The organism is Pseudomonas sp. J380 (assembly GCF_009827115.1).
Classification (GTDB): domain Bacteria; phylum Pseudomonadota; class Gammaproteobacteria; order Pseudomonadales; family Pseudomonadaceae; genus Aquipseudomonas; species Aquipseudomonas paracarnis.
In genome coordinates this window covers 1,820,102-1,843,101 of record NZ_CP043060.1, presented here as the reverse complement: position 1 = coordinate 1,843,101, position 23,000 = coordinate 1,820,102, and the positions used below count along the sequence as shown (strand labels likewise).

Genomic DNA, 23,000 nt, shown 5'->3' with positions numbered 1-23,000 from the left:
ACCCAAGCAATTTGAGTCGAAAGGCCAGATTGCGGTGTGTGAAGACGAAAATGAACCGAAAGTTCGACGCTCACAAAACACCACGATCTATCACATACCCAATTTGCTGAAGCGAGGCCAGTTGGCCACGACTCAGTACCCGAATTTCTTGACGACCATAGAGCATTGGAACCACCTGATCCCATCCCGAACTCAGCAGTGAAACGATGCATCGCCGATGGTAGTGTGGGGTTTCCCCATGTGAGAGTAGGTCATCGTCAAGATTAAATTCCAAAACCCCAATTGCGAAAGCAGTTGGGGTTTTGTTTTGGGCGCTCGAAAATTCCAGCGCTTTCAGCAACATTAAATAAGCTGCCGTTGAGGGAATTCGATACAAAGTGTTTCTGCATTTTTGCTATGGTGCAGCACATTTTCACAAGGATTGATCTTTATCCGCAGGATGCGGCGTCGACCTTTTCCAACGAGATGCTGTAGAAATGCCTGAACCAATACCTATCAAAGATCACGAAAAAGAAAACCGTTTGGTCAACAAACGTTTGTTTGCCTGCGCATTGCTGGTAATTGGGATCACGTGCGCCTTGGTGGGGCGTATGTATTTTTTGCAAGTCGTGCAGTACGACTACCACTCAACAATTTCGGAAAACAACCGGGTCCACGTACTGCCCATCACACCGACTCGCGGCTTGATCTATGACCGTAATGGTGTAGTCCTGGCCGACAACCGCCCGAGTTACAACTTGACCATCACCCGTGAGCGCACAGCCGACCTCAAGGGTGAACTGGACGAAATCGTCAATCTGCTGCATCTGCCAGCCGAAGACCGTGCGGTGTTTGATAAGGCGCTCAAGCAGGCCCGCCACCCGTTTGTTCCCGTCACGTTGTTCTACGAGTTGACCGAAGAGCAGATCGCCGTTTTGGCCGTCAACGAGTTCCGTCTACCTGGGGTGGACGTGGAACCACAATTCGTTCGCCACTACCCCCTGGGCGCGCACTTTGCCCATTCCATTGGCTACGTCGGTCGTATTAACGAAAAGGAATCCAAGACCCTTGATTCGGTGGAGTACCGCGGTACCCAATCTATCGGCAAAACCGGAATCGAGCGTTTTTACGAGTCTGAACTGCATGGCCATGTCGGTTATGAAGAGGTAGAGACCAACGCACAGGGCCGTGTGCTGCGCGTGCTCAAGCACACCGATCCGATCCCTGGCAAAAACATCGTCCTGAGCCTTGACGTCAAGCTACAGGAAGCTGCCGAAGAGGCCTTGGGTGACCGTCGTGGTTCGGTGGTCGCCCTGGACCCGCAGACCGGTGAAGTACTGGCTATGGTCAGTAAACCGAGTTTCGATCCGAACCTGTTTGTCACAGGCATTAGCTTCAAGGAGTACGCTGCGCTACACGACTCCATTGACCGACCGCTGTTCAACCGCGTGTTACGCGGGCTTTATGCGCCGGGCTCAACCATCAAGCCGGAAGTGGCCATCGCCGGTCTTGACAGTGGCGTTGTTACTCCACAAACCCGAGTGTTCGACCCGGGTTACTATCAGTTGCCAGACTTTGACCATAAATACCGCAACTGGAACCACAGTGGTGACGGCTGGGTGGACATGGACGCGGCCATCATGCGTTCCAACGACACTTACTTCTACGATCTGGCCCATAAACTCGGGATCGATCGCCTGCATGACTATCTGGCCGAGTTCGGCCTGGGTCAGAAAGTGTCCCTGGATATGTTCGAAGAGTCTGCCGGCTTAATGCCATCCCAGGCCTGGAAGCGTGCAACCCGACGCCAGCCGTGGTTCCCAGGCGAAACCGTGATCCTCGGCATTGGTCAAGGCTACATGCAAGTAACACCTCTGCAATTGGCCCAGGCCACTGCATTGATCGCCAACAAAGGCGTATGGAACCGACCGCACCTGGCCAAGACAATCAATGGTGTGCCACCGGTGGATGAGCACCCAATGCCCAACGTGATCCTCAAGGACCCGCGTGACTGGGAACAGGTCAACCATGGCATGCAATTGGTGATGCACGATCCCCGCGGTATCGCCCGAGCGGCAGCGCAAGGCGCGCAATACCGCATCGCCGGCAAGAGTGGTACCGCCCAGGTGGTGGCGATCAAGCAGGGTGAGCGCTACAACCGTAACAAGACGTTGGAGCGGCATCGCGATAACGCCTTGTTCGTCGGTTTCGCGCCGGCCGAACATCCGAAAATCGTGATTTCAGTCATGATCGAAAACGGTGAGGCCGGCGGCCGTGTAGCCGGGCCTGTGGTGCGACAGATCATGGATGCCTGGCTGCTCGACCAGGAAGGCCATCTCAAGCCGCAATATGCAGCGCCGGCCAAGGCGCCCGGCGATCCAAGGGTTTGACTCAAACCTCCCACTCATCCCAGCGTGCTACGCCGTCATAGGCCAGCCACGGTACTTCATGGGCCGTCCAGATATGCGAGGTGGGCCTGACGCCCGGATCATCATCCAGCGTCGCCACCCGCACGATCACGTGAGGCTGATGCCCACGTTCAGCGATCAGATGTGAGCCGCAGCGCGAGCAGAAATGTCTGAATTTGCCCGGTGAAGATTCAAATGACGACAGCAGCTCTTCACCCTGCGTCCAGCGAAAATGCTCACGCATCACCCCGGCCGTGGCAACAAATGCTGCCGCGTGTGCCTTGCGGCAGCTTTCGCAGTGGCAGTGGCTGATGGGCATGTCCAGGCTGTCCACTTGGTAGCGCACGCCTTTGCACAAGCAACTTCCATTCAGTGGGTCAGTCATAACCTATGGCCAGGCAAGGAGGGGGTCATCATCATCGCGCACAACGCAAGGTTGCGCATTGATTGATGTCGCCTACTGTTCAATGAAGGAGGTGACTTATGCACGTATTAGATCGCATCGAACGTAAAGTCCTGCTCAATGCGTCACGTAAACAGGTCTGGGAGGCTCTCACGCAGGCCGAGCAATTTGGACACTGGTTCGGTATCGCGCTTAAGGGTAAAACTTTTGTGGCTGGGGAAACCATCGAAGCGCCGATTACCTATCCAGGTTATGAACATGTCGTATGGAAGGCCCGGATCGAACGTATCCTGCCCCAAACGCTGTTTTCCTTCTGGTGGCATCCTTTTGCAGTGGAAGAGGGCGTCGACTACGACAAAGAGGAGCCGACGCTGGTGGAGTTCACGATTGAAGATCGCGCTCCAGGCATTCTGTTGCGGGTCGTTGAGTCCGGTTTTGACAAGGTGCCCGAAGCGCGGCGTCAGAAAGCCTTCAAAATGAACTCCCGTGGCTGGGATGAGCAAATGGGCAATATCGAAAATTATCTGAGCAAGCCCCCAACAAAGTGATGGCGCACACCGGAGGGCAGTCTTCACTCCCCTAGGCAGACAGGCCGCTGACGGGCTCACAAAGCACGTTCAGCTCGATGCCTTTTCTTGATTTGCTGGCCTTCATGCACATAGCGGTCGGTGATGGCGTTTGCACGGATGCCGAGTAGAATCACGCCCTGAAAGCGATTCCTGAGGTGCGGTACGGTGGATTTACAGCAGGGTTTTGTCCTGACCCGGCATTGGCGCGATACCCCGGCGGGCACCGAGGTCAGCTTCTGGCTGGCCACCGATCAAGGGCCACGGTGCATTCGCCTACCCGTGCAGACCTCGGTGGTTTTCATCCCAGAGGCCTATCGCAAGCCACTCGATTGGCTGCTCAAGGGGGAGCGCGATCTCGAGTTGCGCCCCTTGCAGCTATGCGACTTTCATCACCGCCCGGTTCTGGGCCTCTACGCCCGCCAGCACCGCCAGTTGATGGACATCGAGAAGCGCCTGCGCGCTGCCGGGGTCGATGTCTACGAAGGTGACGTGCGCCCTCCGGAGCGCTACATGATGGAGCGTTTTATCACCGCTCCTGTCTGGTTCGGTGGCACCGCTGATGCAAGCGGCACCTTGCTCGACGCGCAAATGAAGCCCGCCCCCGACTACCGTCCTCCCTTGAAGCTGGTGTCCCTGGACATCGAGACCACCGCCCAGGGCGATCTCTACTCCATCGCTCTTGAAGGCTGTGGCGAACGCCAGGTGTACATGCTCGGCCCGCCGAACAAAACCGACGCCGTGGATTTCAAGCTCGACTATTGCGACACCCGCGCTCAACTGATCGAACACCTCAACCAATGGCTGGCCACTTTTGACCCCGACGCGATCATCGGCTGGAACGTGGTGCAGTTCGACCTGCGCGTACTCCACGAACACGCCCAACGCCTGAACGTGCCGCTGTTGCTGGGACGTGGCGGGGAATCAATGGCCTGGCGCGAACACGGCAGCCGCAATCACTACTTTGCTGCGGCGGCAGGAAGACTGATCATCGACGGTATCGAAGCGCTGCGTTCGGCCACTTGGAGTTTTGAATCCTTCAGCCTGGAAAACGTTGCACAAACCCTGCTCGGCGAAGGCAAGGACATCTCCACGCCGTACCAGCGCATGGACGAAATCAACCGCATGTTTGCCGAGGACAAGCCTGCCCTCGCGCGCTACAACCTCAAGGACTGCGAACTGGTCACGCGGATTTTCGAGAAGACCGAGCTGCTCAAGTTCCTGCTGGAACGGGCCAGCGTCACCGGGTTGCCGGCCGACCGTAACGGCGGCTCCGTGGCCGCCTTCACCCACCTGTACATGCCGTTGATGCACCGCCAGGGTTTTGTAGCACCGAACCTGGGCGACAAACCGCCCCAAGCCAGCCCCGGCGGTTTTGTCATGGACTCGCGCCCAGGCCTCTATGAGTCGGTGCTGGTGCTGGACTACAAAAGCCTTTACCCGTCGATCATCCGCAGCTTCCTCATCGACCCGGTGGGCTTGATCGAAGGCCTCAAGCATCCCGACGACAGCGATTCGGTGGAAGGCTTTCGCGGAGCGCGCTTCTCCCGCACCCGGCATTGCCTGCCGTCCATCGTCACGCGGGTGTCCGAAGGCCGCGAAGAGGCCAAGCGCGAGCGCAATGCGCCGTTGTCCCAGGCACTGAAGATCATCATGAACGCCTTTTACGGTGTGCTCGGCTCCAGCGGCTGCCGGTTCTTCGACACCCGGCTGGCGTCCTCGATTACCCTGCGTGGGCATCAGATCATGCGCCAGACCCGCGCCCTGGTTGAGGCCCAAGGGTACGAGGTGATTTACGGCGACACCGACTCCACCTTCGTCTGGCTGGGCAGCGCGCACTCTGCGCAGGACGCCAATCGCATCGGCCTGGCGCTGGTGCAGCACGTCAACGACTGGTGGCGCGCGCACCTGAGCAACGAGTACGGCCTGCAAAGCGCCCTGGAACTGCAATACGAAACCCACTTCAGTCGCTTCCTGATGCCGACCATTCGTGGCGCCGAGGAGGGCAGCAAAAAGCGCTATGCCGGCCTGGTCGTGCGCGAAGATGGCAGCGAAGAAATGGTCTACAAAGGCCTGGAAACCGTGCGCAGCGACTGGTCGCCCCTGGCCCGGCAATTCCAGCAGGAACTCTACCAACGCATCTTCCATCGACAACCCCATCAAGACTACATACGCGATTACGTGCGGCGTACCTTGAGCGGCGAATTCGATGAGTTGTTAATCTACCGCAAACGCCTGCGCCGGCCCTTGCACGACTACGAACGCAACGTCCCGCCCCACGTACGCGCCGCGCGCCTGGCAGACGAGTACAACGACCGCCTGGGCCGCCCGCGCCAGTACCAGCGGGGTGGCTGGATCAGCTACGTGATCAGTGTCAACGGCCCGGAACCGCTGGAAGTGCGGCGGGCACCCATCGATTACGACCACTACGTCACGCGCCAATTGCAGCCCGTGGCTGACGCAATCCTGCCGTTCGTGAATGACGATTTCGGTACCCTGGTAGGCGGGCAGATGGGGCTATTCTAGGTAATCGACCACAGGCTCGATATTGCCCATCGCTCAGGAGGAAACGCCCATGTACACTCTTTATGGCACCGACGAATCCGGATCCTGCATGATCGAAATCGCCCTGCAGCGCTGCGCAGTGCCGTGGCATCGCGTGCAGGCCAGTTCCTGGCAGGACGGCGAGGGTAGCGACGCGCTTGCACGTATCAATCCACTCAAGCAGATCCCCACCCTGGTCACTCCAAATGGCCAGGTACTGACCGAAAGCGCCGCGATCCTGATCCACTTGGGCCTGGAGTATCCCAAGGCCGAATTGCTGGCTGGCGATCGTACGCAGATCCTGCGCGGCTTGCTGTATATCGCCGCCAACTGCTATTCGGCGATCGGCATCATCGATTACCCGCAACGCTGGTTGGGCAATGCCGATGAGGCGCAACAAGCGCAACTGGTCAGCGGCACACGGCGCTACCTGCACCAGGCTTGGGTCGTGTTTGCCGATCAGTTTGCCGGCCAGCTGTTTACCCCGGGCAACGCGCCGAATGCACTGGGCATCATGGCGGCGGCGGTGTCGCGTTGGGACGACGCGCGTGAGGTGCTCGGCAACCTGGCGCCGGGCTTTGCGCAGAGCCTGGAGCGGGTAGACGCTGACCCTGTCGTGGCCCCCGTTTTTGCCCGGCATTGGCCGCAGTGGAAGGTCTCGTAACCGGAAGAAACAATGACCGAGCCACTGTCCAAGCCCTTGCGTAGCGGGCTTCCTGACCTACGCTTCTCAGAGTGGTGTAGGAATCATCCTTGAATTTGGCTGTCGCAGACATGAAACTCAAGAACCCTGCATGGAATTCAAAGGAGGTGCGCATGCTCATCCGGTCGCTGACCCTGGCTACCTTGATGGCTTTTACGGGGCCGTTGTTGGCCGCTGATGATAATCCGCTCAAGCAGGAATTGGGCAAGACGCGCCCCCTGGTGGTCGTGGAGCTTGATGCTGGAAACCCGACACTGGCAACGCTGAAGAAACAACTGGAAGAGGCTGCCACCAAGCAGGCCTTCGAAGAGCGCAGCATGGTGTTCTACACCGTGAAGTTCGGCAGCATTGGTGCCGAAGGGGAGAAGTTCGCCAAGGATCCCAAAGACAGCAAAAAGCTCACGCCGCCTGAAACCAACGCACTGATCCGTGCCCTCAAGCTTGGCGTCGGCAGCGGCACCAAAGTGATTCTGGTCGGCAAGGACGGCGAGAAGAAACTCGAAAAAACCGTGCCGCCGGACAGCCTCGACCTGAAGGAATTCTTCAGCGCCATCGACCAGATGCCGATGGCAGAAAAAGAAGCAGCTGCCGTGGCAGAACCTGAGCCTGCCGCACCTGCTGCGCCGGCCAAGGGGGCCAAACCTGGCAAACCCGTCAGCAAGTCGGCGCCTCAGCAACTTGATGATTGAACTACATGACCCATGTGGGAGCTGGCTTGTTGTGGCAAGCAAGCCCGCTTCCTCATTAGTCCTGTAGTGCTTTTACGGTTTAGGCGCTTTGCGCACCGGAAACGGAAAATAGAAAAACCGCAAGAACGCCACCCGCTTGATCACTTCCCCGATCAGCAGCGGCACCAACAGTGCCACCACCAAACCTACACATGCCGCCATGAACGGATGCAGGCCCAGGCGCTCCATCAGGTCAAATGTCTTGTGCTGGATTTCGCCATGGAAGATCAACAAAATCAGGGTGGACTGGCCAATATAGGTCATCACTCGGGTGAGCAGCGCCGACACCATCAACACCCGCGCCAGCGCCCAGCAAATGTACACGCCGATCACTGCCAGCAGGCTGGTCCACAGCCAGTGGTCGTAGCGTCGCTGGGCCAAGTCCATGGTGTCGTGGCTGTAAATGAACACGGCGGCGAACAGCACCACCGAGATCAACAGGGTCAGCAACGAACCTTCATGCCGGCGCAGCCAATCGCGCAGCAGGTAGCCATAGATGAAGTAGGTGCTGCTGATCAGCGTGACGTCGAGGCTGAAGGGCAGGCCGGGCAGCGTCCAGGTGTGGTCACCGACGCTCACCGGTATCTGCCAGAACCATTGCAGCGTCCAGATGCCTAGCAACAGTTGCACGCCGATCAGCATGCAGGCGGCCAACAGGGGCAGCTTCAAGCGCTGGATCAGCCGCAGCATCAGCCAACTGAATAGAATCGCCACCCAGAAGTGCGGCAAGAACCACAGCGCTTGCCATGGGATAGTGTCCACCGAGGCATACAGCACGCCGCCTATATCCGGCAGCAGCGGTTGCCCCCGCAGTACGTCACGTACGATCACGTACAGCAGCATGGTGAAAAAAAACGGTTTGAGCAGGCCATCGGCCTTGCGCACCGCCATCTCCACGAACGGTTGCTCGGGCTTGAAGAACACCCCTGACAGGAAAAAGAACAACGGCAGCACGAACGACGCCAGGATCGGGTACATCAAGTCCAGCGAGGTGGCGACGAACCAACTGTGGCCATACACAATAATCAGGATACCAATGCCCTTGGCGATATCCATTTGAATCCAGCGATGTTTCATCTAAGTCTTCCCGAACGATCATTCACGCCTTGCGCCACGGCCTAAGCCACAGCCCCATGCCCAGCAACACCAAAGCACCTGCCAGGGTACTCAACCCCAATTGCAGCCATACGTCTTGCAACCCGAACAACACCAGCGCCGCCAGCCCCAGCATCAACGTGCCGAGCAGCCAGTGCCGCGCCCAAGGTAGTGCCGTGAGCAGCCCCTGGCGCTGCATCAGCAGCAGCGCGGTGCAGATCACCCCAGCCAACGCCGCCAACGGAATACCGGCCAGGCCAAATGCAAACGGCAGTACGCAGAGCAACAGCACGTTGACCAAGCTGCCCAATAATTCACAGCGCAGCGGCTGGCGCGTATCGCCCGCGGCATACGCATAGCGCGCCAGCAGGGCGTTCCATGCGCCAAACACCAAGGGCACGGCAAACCATGCCAGTAACAGTGGCAGAGGCGAATCAACCGATTGCTTGGGCAGCAGCAACGCCACCAGACTGGGCGCCGCCGCCACCAGGCCGACGCCGGCCGGCAGCGTCAGCACACTGGCGGTTTCCAGGCCGCGCTTGAGCAGGGCCAGGCGTTCATCGCCCTGACGGCGGCTCATCATGCCCAGCAGCACCTGGTTGAGGCTCATCAGCGCAATCAGCGGCAGGTTCATCAGCTTGCGGGCCAGGTTGACCCAGGTCACCGCACCTTCCCCCAGCAGCGACGCCACCAGGCGTTCTATCAAAGCCAAGCCCTGGCTGGCGCCGTTGCTCAGTAACAGCGGGCCTATACGCTGGCCCAACTCCCGCAGGGGGGCAACCGTCAGCTGCATGCGCCACGGCCGCCAGCCCTGACGCCAAATCGACGGCAACAACGCCAAAGGCATCAACAGGCTACCGGTGAGACAGGCCAAGGCGAGGCTATGGGGTTGACTGGCCGTGCCGGCCAACGCGAGATAGGCCACCGGCGGCAGGTTAAACAACAACGAGCCGAGCCCTGCCAGCACAAAACGCTCGCTGGCCTGCAAGGGAATACTGAACAGTGCATGCAGCATCAAGCCTGGCACGCACCAGGCCACGACCTGCAAATTGCTGGCGGCCAGGGCGGTGGCACTGGTCGCCAGCCCCGGGCCCAGTACCTGCACCAGCCAGGGGGCTGACAGCATCAGCAGCAGACTGACCAGCAGGGCAACCAACAGCAATGCCGGGAACAACACGGCCAGCCAATCGAGGCGCTCGCTGTCCTTGCGCTGCAAGTAGAGCGGCAACGCGGCGGCGCTCAACACGCCACCGGCCAGCGACATTCGCAGCGCCTCGGGCAAGAACAGTGCGATCAAGAACGCATCACTACGCTCCCCCGCGCCCCAGGCCGCCACCAGTAACCATTCGCGTGCGAACCCCAGGCACAGGCCGAGCAGGGTCGCCAGGGTCAGCCATACGGCAGAACCGAGCATCAGGGGCGCGCGCCATCAAGCAGCGGCTTGCGAAAAACCACAGTCTTGACCTGTGGCAGGCGCGCTGGGAACAAGCGCCGTGCTTCCAGCACATTGATCCCAACCATCAGCCAGAACAGCGCGACCATCACGACGGCAAAACTGAAGTAGTGGTCAAATAACCCACTGACCAGCGCCGACAGAATTCCTGCCGTGCTGCCCAGCCACAGGGCATTGTCCTTGGTCAGGCGGATCGGGCCTTTTTCCGGCCTGGCTTCACGCCACCAACGCACCGTAACGGCTATAAAAAGCAGCATGCCGACGAGGCCGGTCTTGTAGATAAAGTTCAGCCACAGGTTGGAGATCCCCAGCAAGTGTGTGCCCGGTACCGGAGGGTCAACCTTGAAGCCAATGCCGAACGGATACGCCACCATGGCCTGGGGGAACATGCGGTATTCATCAAAACGAACTTCGGTGCTGGCGTTGCTCGACGAAAAGATCGTCGCCAAGCGTTCCTGCAGCGGTGGATAGGCCATTACCAAGGCCACGGTCAACGCCGCGCCGATCATCAACAAGCGTCCGGTGTAAGGCACGCGGCGGGTGGCCATCCACATCAATACCAGCGCCAGGCTGACCATCGCGCCACGGCTGCTGGCCAACAGCAACGCCGCCGCTCCCAGGCACGCCACGCCAAGGCCCAGCGCACGTTTGAAGCCTTGTTCGGTCATGCCGTAACAGAACGCCAGGGGCAGCAACAGCGCCATGATCCCGCCGATGGCGTTCGGGTGCATCCACGGTGAACCCATACGCGACGACATGGCTTCCAGGCCGAATTTCAACATGTCGAAGTTGCCGTAGTTGAGAAGGGCGAGAATCGGCGCAATCCCTGCCCCGGAGCGCGTGCGCACGAACACGGCGATCGACATCACCAGCATCGCCAGAGTGCCCAGCAGCAAGGCGATCACCAGGCTTTCGCGGCGTTTATAGTCCACCAGCAGCTTGGCGGCCAGGAACACCCCCGACAGGTTCAACAACCAGCGCAGCCAGTTGGCTACGCCGCTGCTTTCGGCGTGGATGCTCACCTGGCCAACGATAAACGGGAACACGCTGAACAGCATCAGCCACAGCAGCATCTGGTCGGTGGGCCGGCGTGCCAGGCGCGGTGCATCGGGCAGGCGTGACAGGAAGCTGTGCCACAGCACGGCGCCCCAGGTCAGCGCCAGGATGGCTTCGCTTACCGTGCTGCGGATGCCCAGGTTGAGGGTGGAGTAGGGCATGAAGGTCGCGACCAGGGCAAACAGCAACAAGCCCCAGAAGGGAAAGCGCAGGATGGTCACGGCTGCCGCAACACCCATCACAGCGAGAAAGGCCTTGGCCGGTGACAGCGCCAGGGCGGCTGCACCAAACAGCACGCCGAAGAGGATGGCGACGAGGCTTGCCAGGGAGAGTCTCATTTCAGTTCCTCGATCAGTTCGGCCAGGCGCCGACGATAGGCGTTTGGGTTGTAGCGTTCGGCCCATTGCTTGCGTTGTTCTGCAGAAGACTCGTCGCTGCGCTCGCCCAGGCTCAGCATCAGTTGCACCAACGCCGGGCCATCGGTCGGGGAAAACCGCGGCGCCGACGGCGGGGTGATTTCATCCAGCGAGGTACCGCTGGCCACGGCCACAGGTGTGCCGACGCTCAGCGCTTCAATCACCGGTAAACCAAACCCTTCCGCGTAGGAGGGCTGCCACACACGCGACGCCTGGCGGTACAACGCCTGCAGTTGGGCATCGGTGACACCACTGAGTGCGCGAATTCCCGGTAGCCCGCGCAGTGCTTCGGGCAAATGCTCAAGGCTGCCCACCAGCACCAATTCCGGTACAGCGGGTGATTGCTGCCGCGCCTGCTGCCAGGCCTTCACCAGAAAGGGTACGTTCTTGCGCAACTCGCGAGTACCCACCAGTAGCCAGAAGGCTTCGGGTAAGTGGCGATCAGACAGGTCTGCTGCCGGCTCATTGAACCCATCCACCTGATTGGGCAGCACACGCACCTTGCCCGCCGCCTGGGGAAACAGGCGTACGGTTTCATCGGCACTGTATTGCGAGGGTGTCCATACGCGGTCGGCGCTGCGCACCGCATAGGCAATCGACAGCCGGTCGCTGGTCTTGTAGACCAGGGCCTTGAGGCGATTGGCGTGGTAGTTGTCCAACGTGATCTGGAACAGGTCGTGCAGCAGTACCACAGTGCGCAGCCTCTTGGGCTTGGGTGGTAATGGCAAGCCCATATTGAAGGTGCTGATGTACAGGTCAATCTGTTGTTCGCGCAGGGCCCGGGGTAAAAAGCCGGCTTCGAAACGCAGGCGATTCTGTGGCTGATGCATCGCCGTCTTCGCGCAACCCCAGGTCGGGCAGTGGGCCTGCAAGCGTGTCTGGTCGCCCAGCGGGGCCACGGTAAACCGTTCCAATTCGATACCCGGCAAGGCACGCAAGGCGCTTTCCAGGGCATACACCTGGCGGCTGATACCCGATTGCGGCGAGGTGCCGACGGTGCGGTAATCCAGGCCTACACGCATACAGGCTCCTTTTGAGTGAGCGGCGACAGGCTGGCGTACACCTGCTCCAATTGGCTGGCGGCCACGCTCCAGTCATGGGCGCGCCGCACATAGGCGCGCCCGGCTTCGCCCATGGGCGCTGCGGCCGCGGGGAATTGCAGCAGGCGTACTACAGCATTCGCCAGGTCCGCGGCGCTTTGCCCTGCGAGGTAGTCCAAGCCGTCGACCAGGTCCAGGCCCGACACGCCCTGCTCGGTGCTGGCCAGGGGCAGGCCGGCCGCCAGCGCTTCCAGCACTTTGAGCTTGGAGCCGCCGCCATGGCGCAACGGTGCCAGGAACACTGAACAACTCGATTGCAGGCTCAGCAGGTTCGGCACGAAGCCTTGCCACTCGATGCGGGGGTCCTGCCACCGCTCGCTCCAGCTGCCGGGCATGCCGAAACCGCACACGCTCATGCGCGCATCCGGGCAGCGCTCCCAGACTTTGGGCAGGATTTCATCCAGGGCCCACTCGATCGCGTCCACATTGGGCGCGTACTCATAGTTCCCGAGAAACAGTACACGGCGTGTCGATGGATCTGGGTGTGCAGCGGCAAAGTGGTCGCAGTCCACGCCATTGACCACCACCGGCACCGGTTTGCCGGCGATGCCTTGCATCACCTGTGCATCGCTGTCGGTTACTGCTACCACCTGGGTAGCCTGGCGCATTACCCGGCGTTCCCAGCGCATATAGCGCCATTGATCGTAGCGAATGAACGGCAGCGCCCAGCTCGGCAGGCGGTCATAGGTGGCCGCGCCCAGGGCCGATTCCACGTTGTGTTCGGTGAGCACGAAGGGCTGGGACTTGCGCACCAGGGCGTCTTCATACGGCTGGAAGCTGTAGCTGTGTTCTATTTGCACCACATCCCAGTGCTCATTGAGCAGTTGGTTGAATCGGTCCTGCAACGCCCCCGACAGCCCATTCACGCTGGCCAGCAAGGGGTAGGGTGCAAAGAGTCCGGCCACCAGGGTCTTCACGCTGCGCAGTGGGCGGCGGGGCAAGATGATCAATTGCTCGAGAAAGGCTTCCAGTACCTGGCGATCGGTCAGCGATACCGGGTGTTTGTCATGCAGGAGCAAGGTGATCCGATGCCCCCGGGCCGCCAGGCTGCGCAGCAGGTGGAACTGACGCGTCTTGCCGCCGCTGGTGGCGGGCCAGGGTGAGTAGGGCAGGATCCATAAAATGCGCATGACGGGTTTCAATCCCATAACAGAATTTGCAGGTTCGGCTTGACCGCAACGGTCAAGCCGTTGGTGCCGCTCACTGGGGTTTGCGTGCCGCGCAGCGGGTCATACAGGGTGGCGTTGGCGAGGTCCGGCAGGTGCGCATTACCGCCTTTTGCCGACCAGAAGAACCACAGCTTGCGACCATCGGCGCGGGTCCATCCGATGCTGAACAGGCCCTCGGGCAGTTGATCGGCGGCGGGTGGGTCGCCAGGCGTCAATTGCGGTCCGCTGACGTCGAGAAAATGCTTCAGTGCGGTATAGACCGGTTTTGGCTTGGCATCGAGGTCGAGCAAGCCGTAGGCACGGTCGCGCACGCTGGCGCGCTGGTCGAGGTCGCTCAAGGTGAACAGGAAGATCTTGTCGAAATCCATCGCGCTCATCAGGGCCAGGCGGCGGAGCACATAGTCGGCCTGGCCTTGCAGGGTAATGATGTCCTGGACTTCCTTGGGCCCCGTGTAGGCTGACCAGCCCCATTCGGTGCTCCACAGCGTCTTGACGCCATTGCTGCGCAGTTTCTGGTTGAGCGCAGTTGTCTTGGCGACGAAGTCCAGGTTGGCGGGGTCGTTTCCTTCGGGCAACTGGGTGTAAGGGTGATAGGACATCACGGTGTTCAGGCTGGGCACGCCGAGGGCATCGAAGGCGTCGAGCATGGTCTGGCCGTTGGGCATCTCGCTGAAAAACGCCAGGCCAGCCGCCACCACTGGTTTATTCGGGTTGACCGCACGCAGGGCCGCGGCGCTGCTTTTCAGCAGGGCGGCGTAGCCGGCCGGGTCGGCCACGGGGCGCCAGAAGCCGAGCAGATTCGGTTCATTCCAAACCTGCCAGGCATCAACGCTGGGATAACGTTGGGCCAACAGCGCCATGCGGATCGCGAACACATTCGGGTCCTTGGGCGGGTACTGGTCCTGATACGGCGCACCCACGGGCGCTGTGGTGATGAAGGGCGCCGAACCCACCAGGTAGAAGACCGACTTGAGCTGGTTGTCCTGCAACTTGGCCACCAGCTCGTCCAGCGTGGCCACCTGGTACTGATCGGCCACCGGCTCCAACCGATCCCAATGCAGGTCCAGGCGTACCCACTGCAAGCCCAGGTCCTTGAGACGGTCGATCTGCATCTGGTAACGCTGGGGGCTGAACCACAGGAACTGCGCGTTCACTCCCAGGAAATCCTTCCACACCAGCACCTTGTTGCCCTTGAGCACATGGCTCTCGGCATCGGCCGGGCGCCCCCAGATAAAGACGGTAACGCCCATGACCGCCACCAGTGCAAGCGTGGCCAAGTACGTACGTTTACGCACCATAAGGGGCCCCCGCAATCGCTTGCTCAAAAAGCTGCTTGAACTGCCGTGCGGTCAGCGGCCACAGGCGTTCGCCGCCAATGTGCGCGGCGCGTTCGGCCCAGTCCCTGGCCAGCGTCGGGGTCTGCGCCAGACGCAGTAGTTGCGCGCTCAACGCGGCGACGTCGCCTTGGGGATAGATTGCGCCGTTCCCGCTGGCAACCTCTTCGGCAAATGCCCGTGCATCCGAAGTAATCGCCCCGCGCCCGCACGCGGCGGCCCAGGACAACGCGCCGCTGGTGCCGCGCTGGCGACCCAGCAGGCCGAGTTTTTTCGATTCGCGATACGGTAGCACCATCACGTGGTGCGCCTGTATCGTCTGCGCAATCTCGCTGGCCGGCAGGTTCAGCCGCCAGTCGATGGAGCCAGACAGGCCAAGGTCGGCTATCTGGCGGTTCAATTGTTCAAGGTAATTGCCGCCCGCCCCAAACGCCATTTCGGCGGCAGTGCCACCGGCCAGGGTCAGGCGCACACGGTCACGCAATTGGGGGGCTTGCTGGAAAACTGCGGCCAGGGCCTGTAACAGGTCTTCAATGCCTTTGCCCCGGTAGATAAAGCCGAAATACAGCAGGTGCAGCGTATCCAGGGGCGGCAGCGCCACCGCCGCAATCGCCAGGTTGGCATGGTTGATCACCGCCACTTTACCTGCGGGCAATTGCATGCGTTGGCTGAGGCAATCGGCGCCCAGGCGGGTGAGGGTGATCAGTCTTGTGAGGCCGCGGGCCACCTGCCGCTCTTCACGCAGGGTCAGCGGGTCTGCCAGCACCACCGCCGCTTGCGGCAACGGGCTGGGCAAGCGCTCCAACAGATTGAGCGGGAAGGGCAGTTGCTCGCGCCGCCATACCATGCGCTCGGGGTCATGCACGGTGGCCGTCAGCGGCAGGTTGGGATAGGCCTTGCGCAACTCGCGCAACGCCAGAAACTCCCCCAGCCGGCCGCCGCCCAGCTCGGCGTGGACCAGGTCCACGCTCTGCCAGTCGAATGCACCGATGGCCTGTTTGATCGCGATGCTGGTGCCCTCGACGCCGCTCAACGGTGTCGCCACCGTCACGCCCAGCTGCTCCAGTGCCGTCTTGAAATGGTTCGCGTAGTCGGCGATCCCATTTTTTTCCGGCGGCAAAGGCGCGAGCAGGGCGATGCGCATCAGAACGCCCCCCGATATTTGGCGATGGTCTGCAGCACCTTGGCCGGCACTTCGAATTTACGCCGGTTGATGATGATGCCGTCCACTTTGCCGAATGCGGTATTGAGGATCGACAGCGCATGCTCCACCACCGGGACCGTGCTTTTCTGCGCCTCCACCACCAGGGCGATCAGGTCGGCGCGACGCAGATTGACGAAGGCATCGCGGTTGTCCAGCAGCGCCGAGGCATCCAGCAGTACCACTTCGCCCGGCGCCGCCGGGGCCGCACCGCCGACACGCACAGTAATGCCGTTTTCCTGAAGCAACTGGCGCAACTGTTCCACTACGAACGTCACCCCTTCACCATGGCGCGCGGAGGTCAACCCGAGGGTCAGGCCGCGTTCAGTGATACGGTCCAACTGCAGCAGACCGTAGAGCCGGTAGATGCTCGCGTTGAATGCGTTGGTGCCTTGTGCGGTACTGGTATCCAGTTCTGGCAGGGTGGTCCACAGCGGCAGGCCGAACTTGCGTTCCACCAAGCCACCGTCATGGATGCGCTGGTCGAGCAGGTAGCACAGGTAGATCACCAGCAAGCCGACCACGATGGAAAACGGGATCGCCAACAACAGCATCAACAGGGTTTTAGGGAAGATTCGGCCAGGGTTCAGGGTGGCCTCCTCGATCACCGCGATATTGCTGATCTGGCTGTTATCCAGCTCACGGTCGATGCGCGATTTTTCCAGGTTATCGACATACAGCGCATAGTTACGCTCGGTGGCACTCAGTTCACGGGACAGGCGCGCCAGCTCCGGTTCAATCTCCAGGGCTTCCTTGCGTTGCGCCTCGAGGTTCACCAGTTGTTTCTGCTGTTGCACCAGTTGTGTACGCAGTGCCGAGTTGTTGCTGGACTCATCGAGCAGCACGCGCTGCAAGTGGATCTCCAGGGTGTTCGGCGCACGGTTTTCCGAGCTTTGCACGGTGTTGCTTTCATTCGCGACCTGGGCCTGCATGGCGCGGATCGACGCATCCAGGGCTTTGACCGGCGGCGCATTGTCGGTGTAGGTGCGCATCATGTCGGCCTTTTCCAGCAACTTCTGGTTGAGCAGGCGACGCAAGTCCTGCTGCTGCGGGTTCAGCGCAATCTGGCGTACCGTGGTCACTTCCTTGGGTTGGGTCTTGAGCTGAGTGCGGGTGCTCTCCAGGGCGCTGTCGGACGAGGCAATCAAGCGCGTGGTATTGAAGGTTTCGCCACGCAGCACGTTGATGCGCTCGGACAAATCCTCCAGGCGATCGGTGATGCTTGCCGCGCCGATCTGGTTCAAGTGGGCAAGAATCTGCTCCTTGTAGCTCTTGATTTCGGTAGCGCTGTTGGCTACCTGGCCTTCATAGAAGGCATACAGGCTCTTGCGTCCCAGGGCCTGGGTGCGTTCGTTGATGTAGGTCTCGACCCAGCTTTTGACCACCGCCTGGGCGATTTCCGGGTCGCTCCACTTGAAGCTGATGTCCATGACCGTGGAACCGGCCGCGTGGCTGACGTCGAAGTTTTTCTCCAGGCTGGCGGCCAGGCGCTCCACGGGTGTAGTCTGTTCAATGATGCCCACGGTTTCCAGCACCACGCGCACACCGTCGAACACTGCGCCGATACCACTCTTGACGTAGTACTTGGTGCGCTTCCAGAGGCCTTCCGGTGGCGGCATTTTGTCGATGACTTCCAGGTAATGCTCGGCCACCGCCCGCACGATAGGGCGACCGGTCAGCAGGCGTTCCTCATCGACAATCGGGTCGCGTTGAGTGCTCGGCATGACCAGCGCCTGGCGGTTGCTGATCTCAATGGGCAGCGTCGAATCGCGCCCCGGCTTGACCAGCAAGCGTGCGGTGGATTCGTATTTGGCTGGTAGTAAAAAGGCCCCCAGCAGAATGATCACCAGCGCCGCGATGGCCGCCAGCTTGAACTCGTGCCGGAAGATGAAGAACAGGCGCAGAAGATCGCGAAAAGAACGGATCTCGATCATGGGATGTCGCTCCTTTAGTTACTGCCGCCGCTGGTTCGGGTGTAGTTGTAGCCAACCCCGATCGACTTGGTGAATGGGATCAACTGGTTCAAGTAGGTATCTACGCCCTGGATGCGCTCGCCCACGTTGGATTTGGGCACGAACACCACATCTCCCCGCTGCAGCGGCACTTGTTTACGCCCGTTGGGGCCGGTCTTGAGGTATTGGCTGAAGTCCAGGAAGTAAGCGCGGTAGGTGCCTTGGGTGTCTTCGCGCAACAGTGCGACCATGCTGGCGTTGCCCGCCGGGTTCACCCCGCCGGCGCCGACGATGGCTTGTTCCAGGGTGTTGGCCGAGGCGATCGGCACCGTGGTCGGGTTGTTTACCGCACCGCCGACGATGATCGAGTTGCCCGGTGCCTGGTTGATGTTCACCGTCACCCGTGGCTCGCGATACACCGGCGCAAGCTTGTTGCTCAGCTCGTTCGCCACCTCGGCTGGCGTGCGACGGGCTACCTGGATCGGGCCCAGGAACGGGTAGTTGATCTTGCCATCGGTTTGCACGGTGTACAGCGTCAGCTCATAGATGGTGCTGACGTTGAACGCCGACAGCGTTGGCATCTCACCGGCATCGCGCACAATGCGCAACTGATCGCCGATGCGGATACGCTCTACCGCCGGCGGCAGCTGCGCAAGCTGGTCGAGGGCGCGCTTGCCGTCCTCGACCGTCTTGCCGTCGGGGGGGACGATACGTGCAGGGGTATTGCAGGCGGCCAGTGCCATCATGGCCAGGACGAGCATAGTTCTTTTCATCAAGGGGGACTTCCTGTAGGTCATGATGCTCACCTCCAATAACCGGGAAACATGCTGATGCGCCGCTTTAGGGCGAGGGGTAGGCGGCGTTCCAGATGGCCCAGCCGATAGCCGAGCAATTTGAACGCGCTGCGCACCAGTACTTCGGGTACGCGGTGCAATGCACCGGCTGCGCGCAACGCTGCGAGTTCAGCCTGTACATAGCGTTTACCTTCACCGCCGGCATCGCCAAAGGCTTGGCGAATCCACGGTTCGCGACCGTAGAACACGCCAATGTCGAAGTAGCGGTGAAACTCATCCATGAGTCGGTAATCGTGGGAGTGGTACACCCGCGCCGTGGCGGCGTAGCGCACTTTGTAGCCATCAAGCAGCATGCGCGCCGCGACGTAGGCATCCTCACTGCCGATCACATCGGCGGGGAAGCCACCCACGGCCTGCAGGGCGCTGCGCCGGTAGACTGAAAACGAGTCGGAGCTGAAGCAGGTTTTAATCCCCAACTGCGCAGCGTCGGCAAGGCTCTTGGTGCGGCTCTGGGCGGGGTAATTGAAGTGGCGTGACTGGGCTCCCAGCACGCCAGCGCCAGGGTGCGGCAATTGCCGGCCGTAGGCCACGCCGTTGAGTGGGTCTTGTTGCAATTCTTCGAGCAGGTTGGCGAAGGTCTCGGGGTCGGCCGGGATTGCGTCTTGAGTCATCACGATCAGTGCGCCACCGCTCGTGTGTTCACTGGCCCAGCGCCGTGTGCCACCGTGGTTGAAGTCGCGTGCGTCGATAACCTCGACCCGCGCGCCAAATTCGCGAAAGCGCGCCACGGTGTCATCGCTGGACGCGCTGTCGACTACCAGCATCTCGTCCGGTTGCAGAGTCTGCATCTGCAGCGCGGGCAGCAGTCGCGTCAAATGACTGGACGCGTTGCGGGTTGGAATGATCAGCGAGGTGCGCATGTCATTTCTTCTCTGCGGGCGCGCGCCCATAGATGTCATCGAAGCGTACGATGTCGTCCTCGCCCAGGTATTCGCCGCTCTGCACTTCGATCATCACCAGGTCGATGATGCCGGGGTTGGTCAAGCGGTGCTTGTGCCCAGCCGGGATGTAGGTCGATTCGTTGGCGTTGATCAAAAATTCGCGCTCGCCATTGGTGATCTGCGCGGCACCGCTGACCACTACCCAGTGTTCGCTGCGGTGGTGATGCATTTGCAGCGACAGCGACGCCTGGGGCTTGACCACGATGCGCTTGATCTTGAACCGGCTGCTTTCCTCCAGCACGGTGTAGGTTCCCCACGGCCGGGTGACGGTGCGGTGCAGGCTGAACGCCGGATGGTTCTGGCGCTTGAGTTCGGCGACGATGTAGCGCACGTCCTGGCTGCGGTTGGCGTCGGCGATCAGCAGGGCATCGGGGGTATCGACGATGATCAGGTCTCGCACGCCGACGGCACCGAGTACGCGTTTGGGCGAGTCGATATAGCAGTTGTGCACGTCATGCAAGATGGCTTCGCCATTGACCTGGTTGCCCTGGGCATCGCTGGGCGTGAGCTGGCGCAGGGCTTCCCAGGAACCGATGTCGCTCCAGCCGATGTCGCACGGCACCACGGCCACTTGCGTGGACTTCTCCATCAACGCCACGTCGATGGAAAGGTCTGGCGCGGTGCCGAAGGCCTCGCTGCCCAGTTCACGCTGGCGCGAGGTGCTGTTTTGCAGGTGCTGGCTCTGCTCGAGGGCTGCACGAGCGGCCCCCAGTACGTCGGGAGCATGGGTCGCCAGCTCGTCCACCAGAGTACCGGCCTTGAAGCAGAACATGCCGGCATTCCACAAGTGCTTGCCGCCGTCGAGGTAGGCTTGGGCCGTGGCCAGGTCGGGTTTTTCGACGAAACGCTTGACCCGGTTACCCAGGCTCAGGGCGTCACCTTTTTCGATATAGCCGAAGCCTGTTTCCGGGTGATCGGGTTGAATCCCGAAGGTCACCAGGTAGCCGGCTTCGGCCAACTCGCGTGCCTGGGTCACGGCGTCGGCGAACGCGGTTTCATTCAGCACCAGATGGTCGGCTGGCATCACCAACAACTGGGCGTCGCCACCGAAATGCTCCTGCACATGCAGTGCCGCCACCGCAATGGCCGCTGCGGTATTGCGACCGAACGGCTCCAGCAACAGGTCCAAAGGCAGCCTGGCCTGGTTGACTCCGCGGTAGTCATCCAGGGTGCGAAACAGCAAGTCGCGATTAGTGACGGTCAGCACACTTTCCACGCCGGGCAGGCGTGCGGCACGTTGAAAGGTTTTCTGCAGCAGGCTCTGGCCGTCACGCATACGCATGAATGGCTTGGGCATGTTCTGCCGGGACACCGGCCACAGCCGCGTGCCTGACCCACCGGAAATAATGCAGGGGATTAATCCGTTGAGTGTATTCATCAATAGACTTCCTTGGTGGAAAGGACGGCTGGGACCGTCATGAAAACGATGTACAAATCGAACCAGACGGACCATTTGGAGATGTACTCCAGGTCGTATTCGACGCGTTTCTGGATTTTGAACAGGGTGTCGGTTTCACCCCGGTAGCCGTTGATCTGCGCCCAACCGGTGATGCCGGGCTTGACCCGGTGGCGCGAGCTGTATTCGCTCACAGCCACTTCGAACGGAATACCGGCGGCTTTGGTGGCGGTGGCATGAGGGCGCGGGCCGACCATCGACATGTTGCCCTGCAGCACGTTGAACAACTGCGGCAGCTCATCGATGCTGGTCTTGCGGATGATGCGGCCAACCCGGGTAATGCGCGGGTCTTCACGAGTGGTCTGGCGTTCAGCGGTAAAGTCGCTCTGGTCGGTGTACATCGAGCGGAACTTGAACACGCGAATTTCGTTGTCGTTATAGCCGTAGCGGTTCTGGCGAAACAGCACCGGGCCCTTGGAGTCGAGCTTGATCGCAATGGCCGTGACCAGCATCACCGGTGACACCAGCACCAGGGTGATGCTCGCCAGGAGCAGGTCTTCGCAACGCTTGATAAACGGCGACCAACCGCGCAGCGGCAACTGCGAGGTATTGAACATCAGGATGCCGCCCACGTCTGTGATCCGGCTATGGCCGTAGCGCAGGGCAGCCATGTCGGGCACCAGCATCACGTTCACCGACATTTGCCGCAGGCGATTGACCAAGCCGTGAATACGTTGCTCGGCAGCCCAGGGCAGGCAGATCATCACTTGGTTGACCTGTTCGGCGCGGATCAGTTTTTCCAGGTCGCGGGTATTGCCCAACAGCGGCAGGCTGCTCAGTTCCTTGGGAATACGCTCGGTGCGGTCGTCAATAAAGCCGATAAGCCCGGAGCGAATGTCGCCGTTGCGTTGCAAGTGGTCGGCGACATGCACGGCGGTGTCAGTGAAACCCAGGATCACTGTGCGTTGCAGGTATTTGCCCTTGCGCATGAGTTTGCGGTACAGGCGTAGCATCACCAGGCGTTCGGCACAGAACATCGTCAAGCTGGCGATATACCACACCACCAGGTTGCGCGGGTTCAATTGCGGAAATACCTGCAGGATCTGGTACATGAACAACAGGATGCAGAATGCGGAGGACCAGGCCACGATATTGGTGCGCAGGCGCAAGCGATTACTGAACAGTTCCTCGGAATAAATGCCCAGGGCCTGGAACAGAATGATGGTCAATACCGCAAAAAACAGCAGCAAGCCCAGAAAGTGCGAACGCATTTCAGGGGCCATCGGGTCGAGGAAAAGCGCCAGGACCAGCGGTGGGAAAATGGCCGTCAGACCGTGGACCAGCTTGACGAAAACCACAAAAAACTCGACAAACCCTGCTCGGGTCAAAAACAAGCTGACAACTGACGACTTCTCTCGCATACAAACATCCCTCATTGCACACCAGGCGTTCTATTCGGTCGTCTGAACCAGACGGCAGCGGACTACGCTGGGTAAAACGCATCCCTTCCTTCGAATGGATCGCTCCAAATGAAAGAATTTTGCAAGGGCAGTGGCTACTACAGGAGGACTTCCTTTTCTCTTTCAGTCAATAATTTGACCTTGTTTCAGCGATGATATCATAGACACTTTAAATGTTCCTTCTTGTGTCATTTTGTTGACATTCCTTGTGCAAGAGGACCCGGTCTCGGGGTGTGATTTTG

The 23,000-nt window shown here is 60.4% G+C and carries 18 protein-coding genes and 1 rRNA gene; 6 read left to right on the top strand and 13 right to left on the bottom strand.

The window, feature by feature from the left end; all coding sequences use genetic code 11:
• Positions 1-147: 147 nt before the first annotated feature.
• A 5S ribosomal RNA gene (rrf, locus tag FXO12_RS08115) occupies positions 148-263 on the top strand.
• A gap of 213 nt (positions 264-476) precedes the next feature.
• Positions 477-2,369 carry a penicillin-binding protein 2 gene (mrdA, locus tag FXO12_RS08110; RefSeq protein ID WP_054898205.1) on the top strand — a complete coding sequence of 631 codons (1,893 nt, stop codon included), beginning with the start codon at positions 477-479 and terminating at the stop codon, positions 2,367-2,369.
• A 1-nt stretch (position 2,370) separates the two neighbouring features.
• On the opposite strand, the gene FXO12_RS08105 is transcribed toward mrdA, so the two are convergent.
• Positions 2,371-2,772: a GFA family protein gene (locus FXO12_RS08105; RefSeq protein WP_054898206.1), complete on the bottom strand. Its 402-nt coding sequence runs from the start codon at positions 2,770-2,772 to the stop codon at positions 2,371-2,373.
• 98 nt (positions 2,773-2,870) lie between these two features.
• Here FXO12_RS08105 and FXO12_RS08100 point away from each other — a divergent pair, with 98 nt between their 5' ends.
• The 4 genes from FXO12_RS08100 (at position 2,871) to FXO12_RS08085 (ending at position 7,292) form a co-directional block, all read left to right on the top strand.
• A complete protein-coding gene (locus FXO12_RS08100; protein WP_054898207.1) occupies positions 2,871-3,338 on the top strand; it encodes an SRPBCC family protein in 468 nt (155 codons plus the stop codon).
• 186 nt (positions 3,339-3,524) lie between these two features.
• Entirely contained in the window at positions 3,525-5,882 is a 2,358-nt protein-coding gene (locus FXO12_RS08095) for a DNA polymerase II (protein ID WP_057976585.1), read from the top strand.
• A gap of 49 nt (positions 5,883-5,931) precedes the next feature.
• Positions 5,932-6,564, top strand: coding sequence for a glutathione S-transferase family protein (locus tag FXO12_RS08090; RefSeq protein ID WP_057976587.1), 633 nt, complete (start codon positions 5,932-5,934; stop codon positions 6,562-6,564).
• Between the two features lie 152 nt (positions 6,565-6,716).
• On the top strand, positions 6,717-7,292 hold the full coding sequence (locus tag FXO12_RS08085) for a DUF4174 domain-containing protein (RefSeq protein WP_034125844.1): 576 nt from the start codon (positions 6,717-6,719) through the stop codon (positions 7,290-7,292).
• A gap of 72 nt (positions 7,293-7,364) precedes the next feature.
• Here the strand turns inward: FXO12_RS08085 and FXO12_RS08080 are convergent, their stop codons facing one another.
• From FXO12_RS08080 to FXO12_RS08025, 12 genes are read right to left on the bottom strand one after another with little or no spacing between them, the layout of a single operon-like run.
• A complete protein-coding gene (locus FXO12_RS08080; protein WP_060772669.1) occupies positions 7,365-8,408 on the bottom strand; it encodes an acyltransferase family protein in 1,044 nt (347 codons plus the stop codon).
• Between the two features lie 22 nt (positions 8,409-8,430).
• Positions 8,431-9,840, bottom strand: a complete 1,410-nt coding sequence (locus tag FXO12_RS08075) for a lipid II flippase MurJ (protein ID WP_057976592.1) — start codon at positions 9,838-9,840, stop codon at positions 8,431-8,433.
• Entirely contained in the window at positions 9,840-11,273 is a 1,434-nt protein-coding gene (locus tag FXO12_RS08070) for an O-antigen ligase (RefSeq protein WP_034125841.1), read from the bottom strand. Before FXO12_RS08070 ends, FXO12_RS08075 begins: the two co-directional genes overlap by 1 nt.
• On the bottom strand, positions 11,270-12,373 hold the full coding sequence (locus tag FXO12_RS08065) for a glycosyltransferase family 1 protein (RefSeq protein WP_057976594.1): 1,104 nt from the start codon (positions 12,371-12,373) through the stop codon (positions 11,270-11,272). The genes FXO12_RS08070 and FXO12_RS08065 overlap by 4 nt, the downstream gene beginning before the upstream one ends.
• A complete protein-coding gene (locus FXO12_RS08060; protein ID WP_057976596.1) occupies positions 12,364-13,581 on the bottom strand; it encodes a glycosyltransferase family 4 protein in 1,218 nt (405 codons plus the stop codon). The genes FXO12_RS08065 and FXO12_RS08060 overlap by 10 nt, the downstream gene beginning before the upstream one ends.
• 8 nt (positions 13,582-13,589) lie before the next feature.
• Positions 13,590-14,918: a cellulase family glycosylhydrolase gene (locus FXO12_RS08055; RefSeq protein ID WP_034125838.1), complete on the bottom strand. Its 1,329-nt coding sequence runs from the start codon at positions 14,916-14,918 to the stop codon at positions 13,590-13,592.
• Positions 14,908-16,098: a glycosyltransferase gene (locus FXO12_RS08050; RefSeq protein WP_057976597.1), complete on the bottom strand. Its 1,191-nt coding sequence runs from the start codon at positions 16,096-16,098 to the stop codon at positions 14,908-14,910. The genes FXO12_RS08055 and FXO12_RS08050 overlap by 11 nt, the downstream gene beginning before the upstream one ends.
• Entirely contained in the window at positions 16,098-18,089 is a 1,992-nt protein-coding gene (locus FXO12_RS08045; protein WP_034125836.1) for an exopolysaccharide transport family protein, read from the bottom strand. The genes FXO12_RS08050 and FXO12_RS08045 overlap by 1 nt, the downstream gene beginning before the upstream one ends.
• 14 nt (positions 18,090-18,103) lie before the next feature.
• Positions 18,104-18,880 carry a polysaccharide biosynthesis/export family protein gene (locus FXO12_RS08040; protein WP_034125835.1) on the bottom strand — a complete coding sequence of 259 codons (777 nt, stop codon included), beginning with the start codon at positions 18,878-18,880 and terminating at the stop codon, positions 18,104-18,106.
• A 29-nt stretch (positions 18,881-18,909) separates the two neighbouring features.
• Positions 18,910-19,821, bottom strand: a complete 912-nt coding sequence (locus tag FXO12_RS08035; RefSeq protein WP_057976599.1) for a glycosyltransferase family 2 protein — start codon at positions 19,819-19,821, stop codon at positions 18,910-18,912.
• A 1-nt stretch (position 19,822) separates the two neighbouring features.
• Positions 19,823-21,280 (bottom strand): mannose-1-phosphate guanylyltransferase/mannose-6-phosphate isomerase, encoded by a 1,458-nt coding sequence (locus FXO12_RS08030; RefSeq protein WP_034125833.1) that lies wholly within the window; start codon positions 21,278-21,280, stop codon positions 19,823-19,825.
• Complete coding sequence (locus FXO12_RS08025) at positions 21,280-22,719, bottom strand: undecaprenyl-phosphate glucose phosphotransferase (protein ID WP_054898218.1); 1,440 nt, start codon at positions 22,717-22,719, stop codon at positions 21,280-21,282. The genes FXO12_RS08030 and FXO12_RS08025 overlap by 1 nt, the downstream gene beginning before the upstream one ends.
• Between the last annotated feature and the right edge of the window lie 281 nt (positions 22,720-23,000).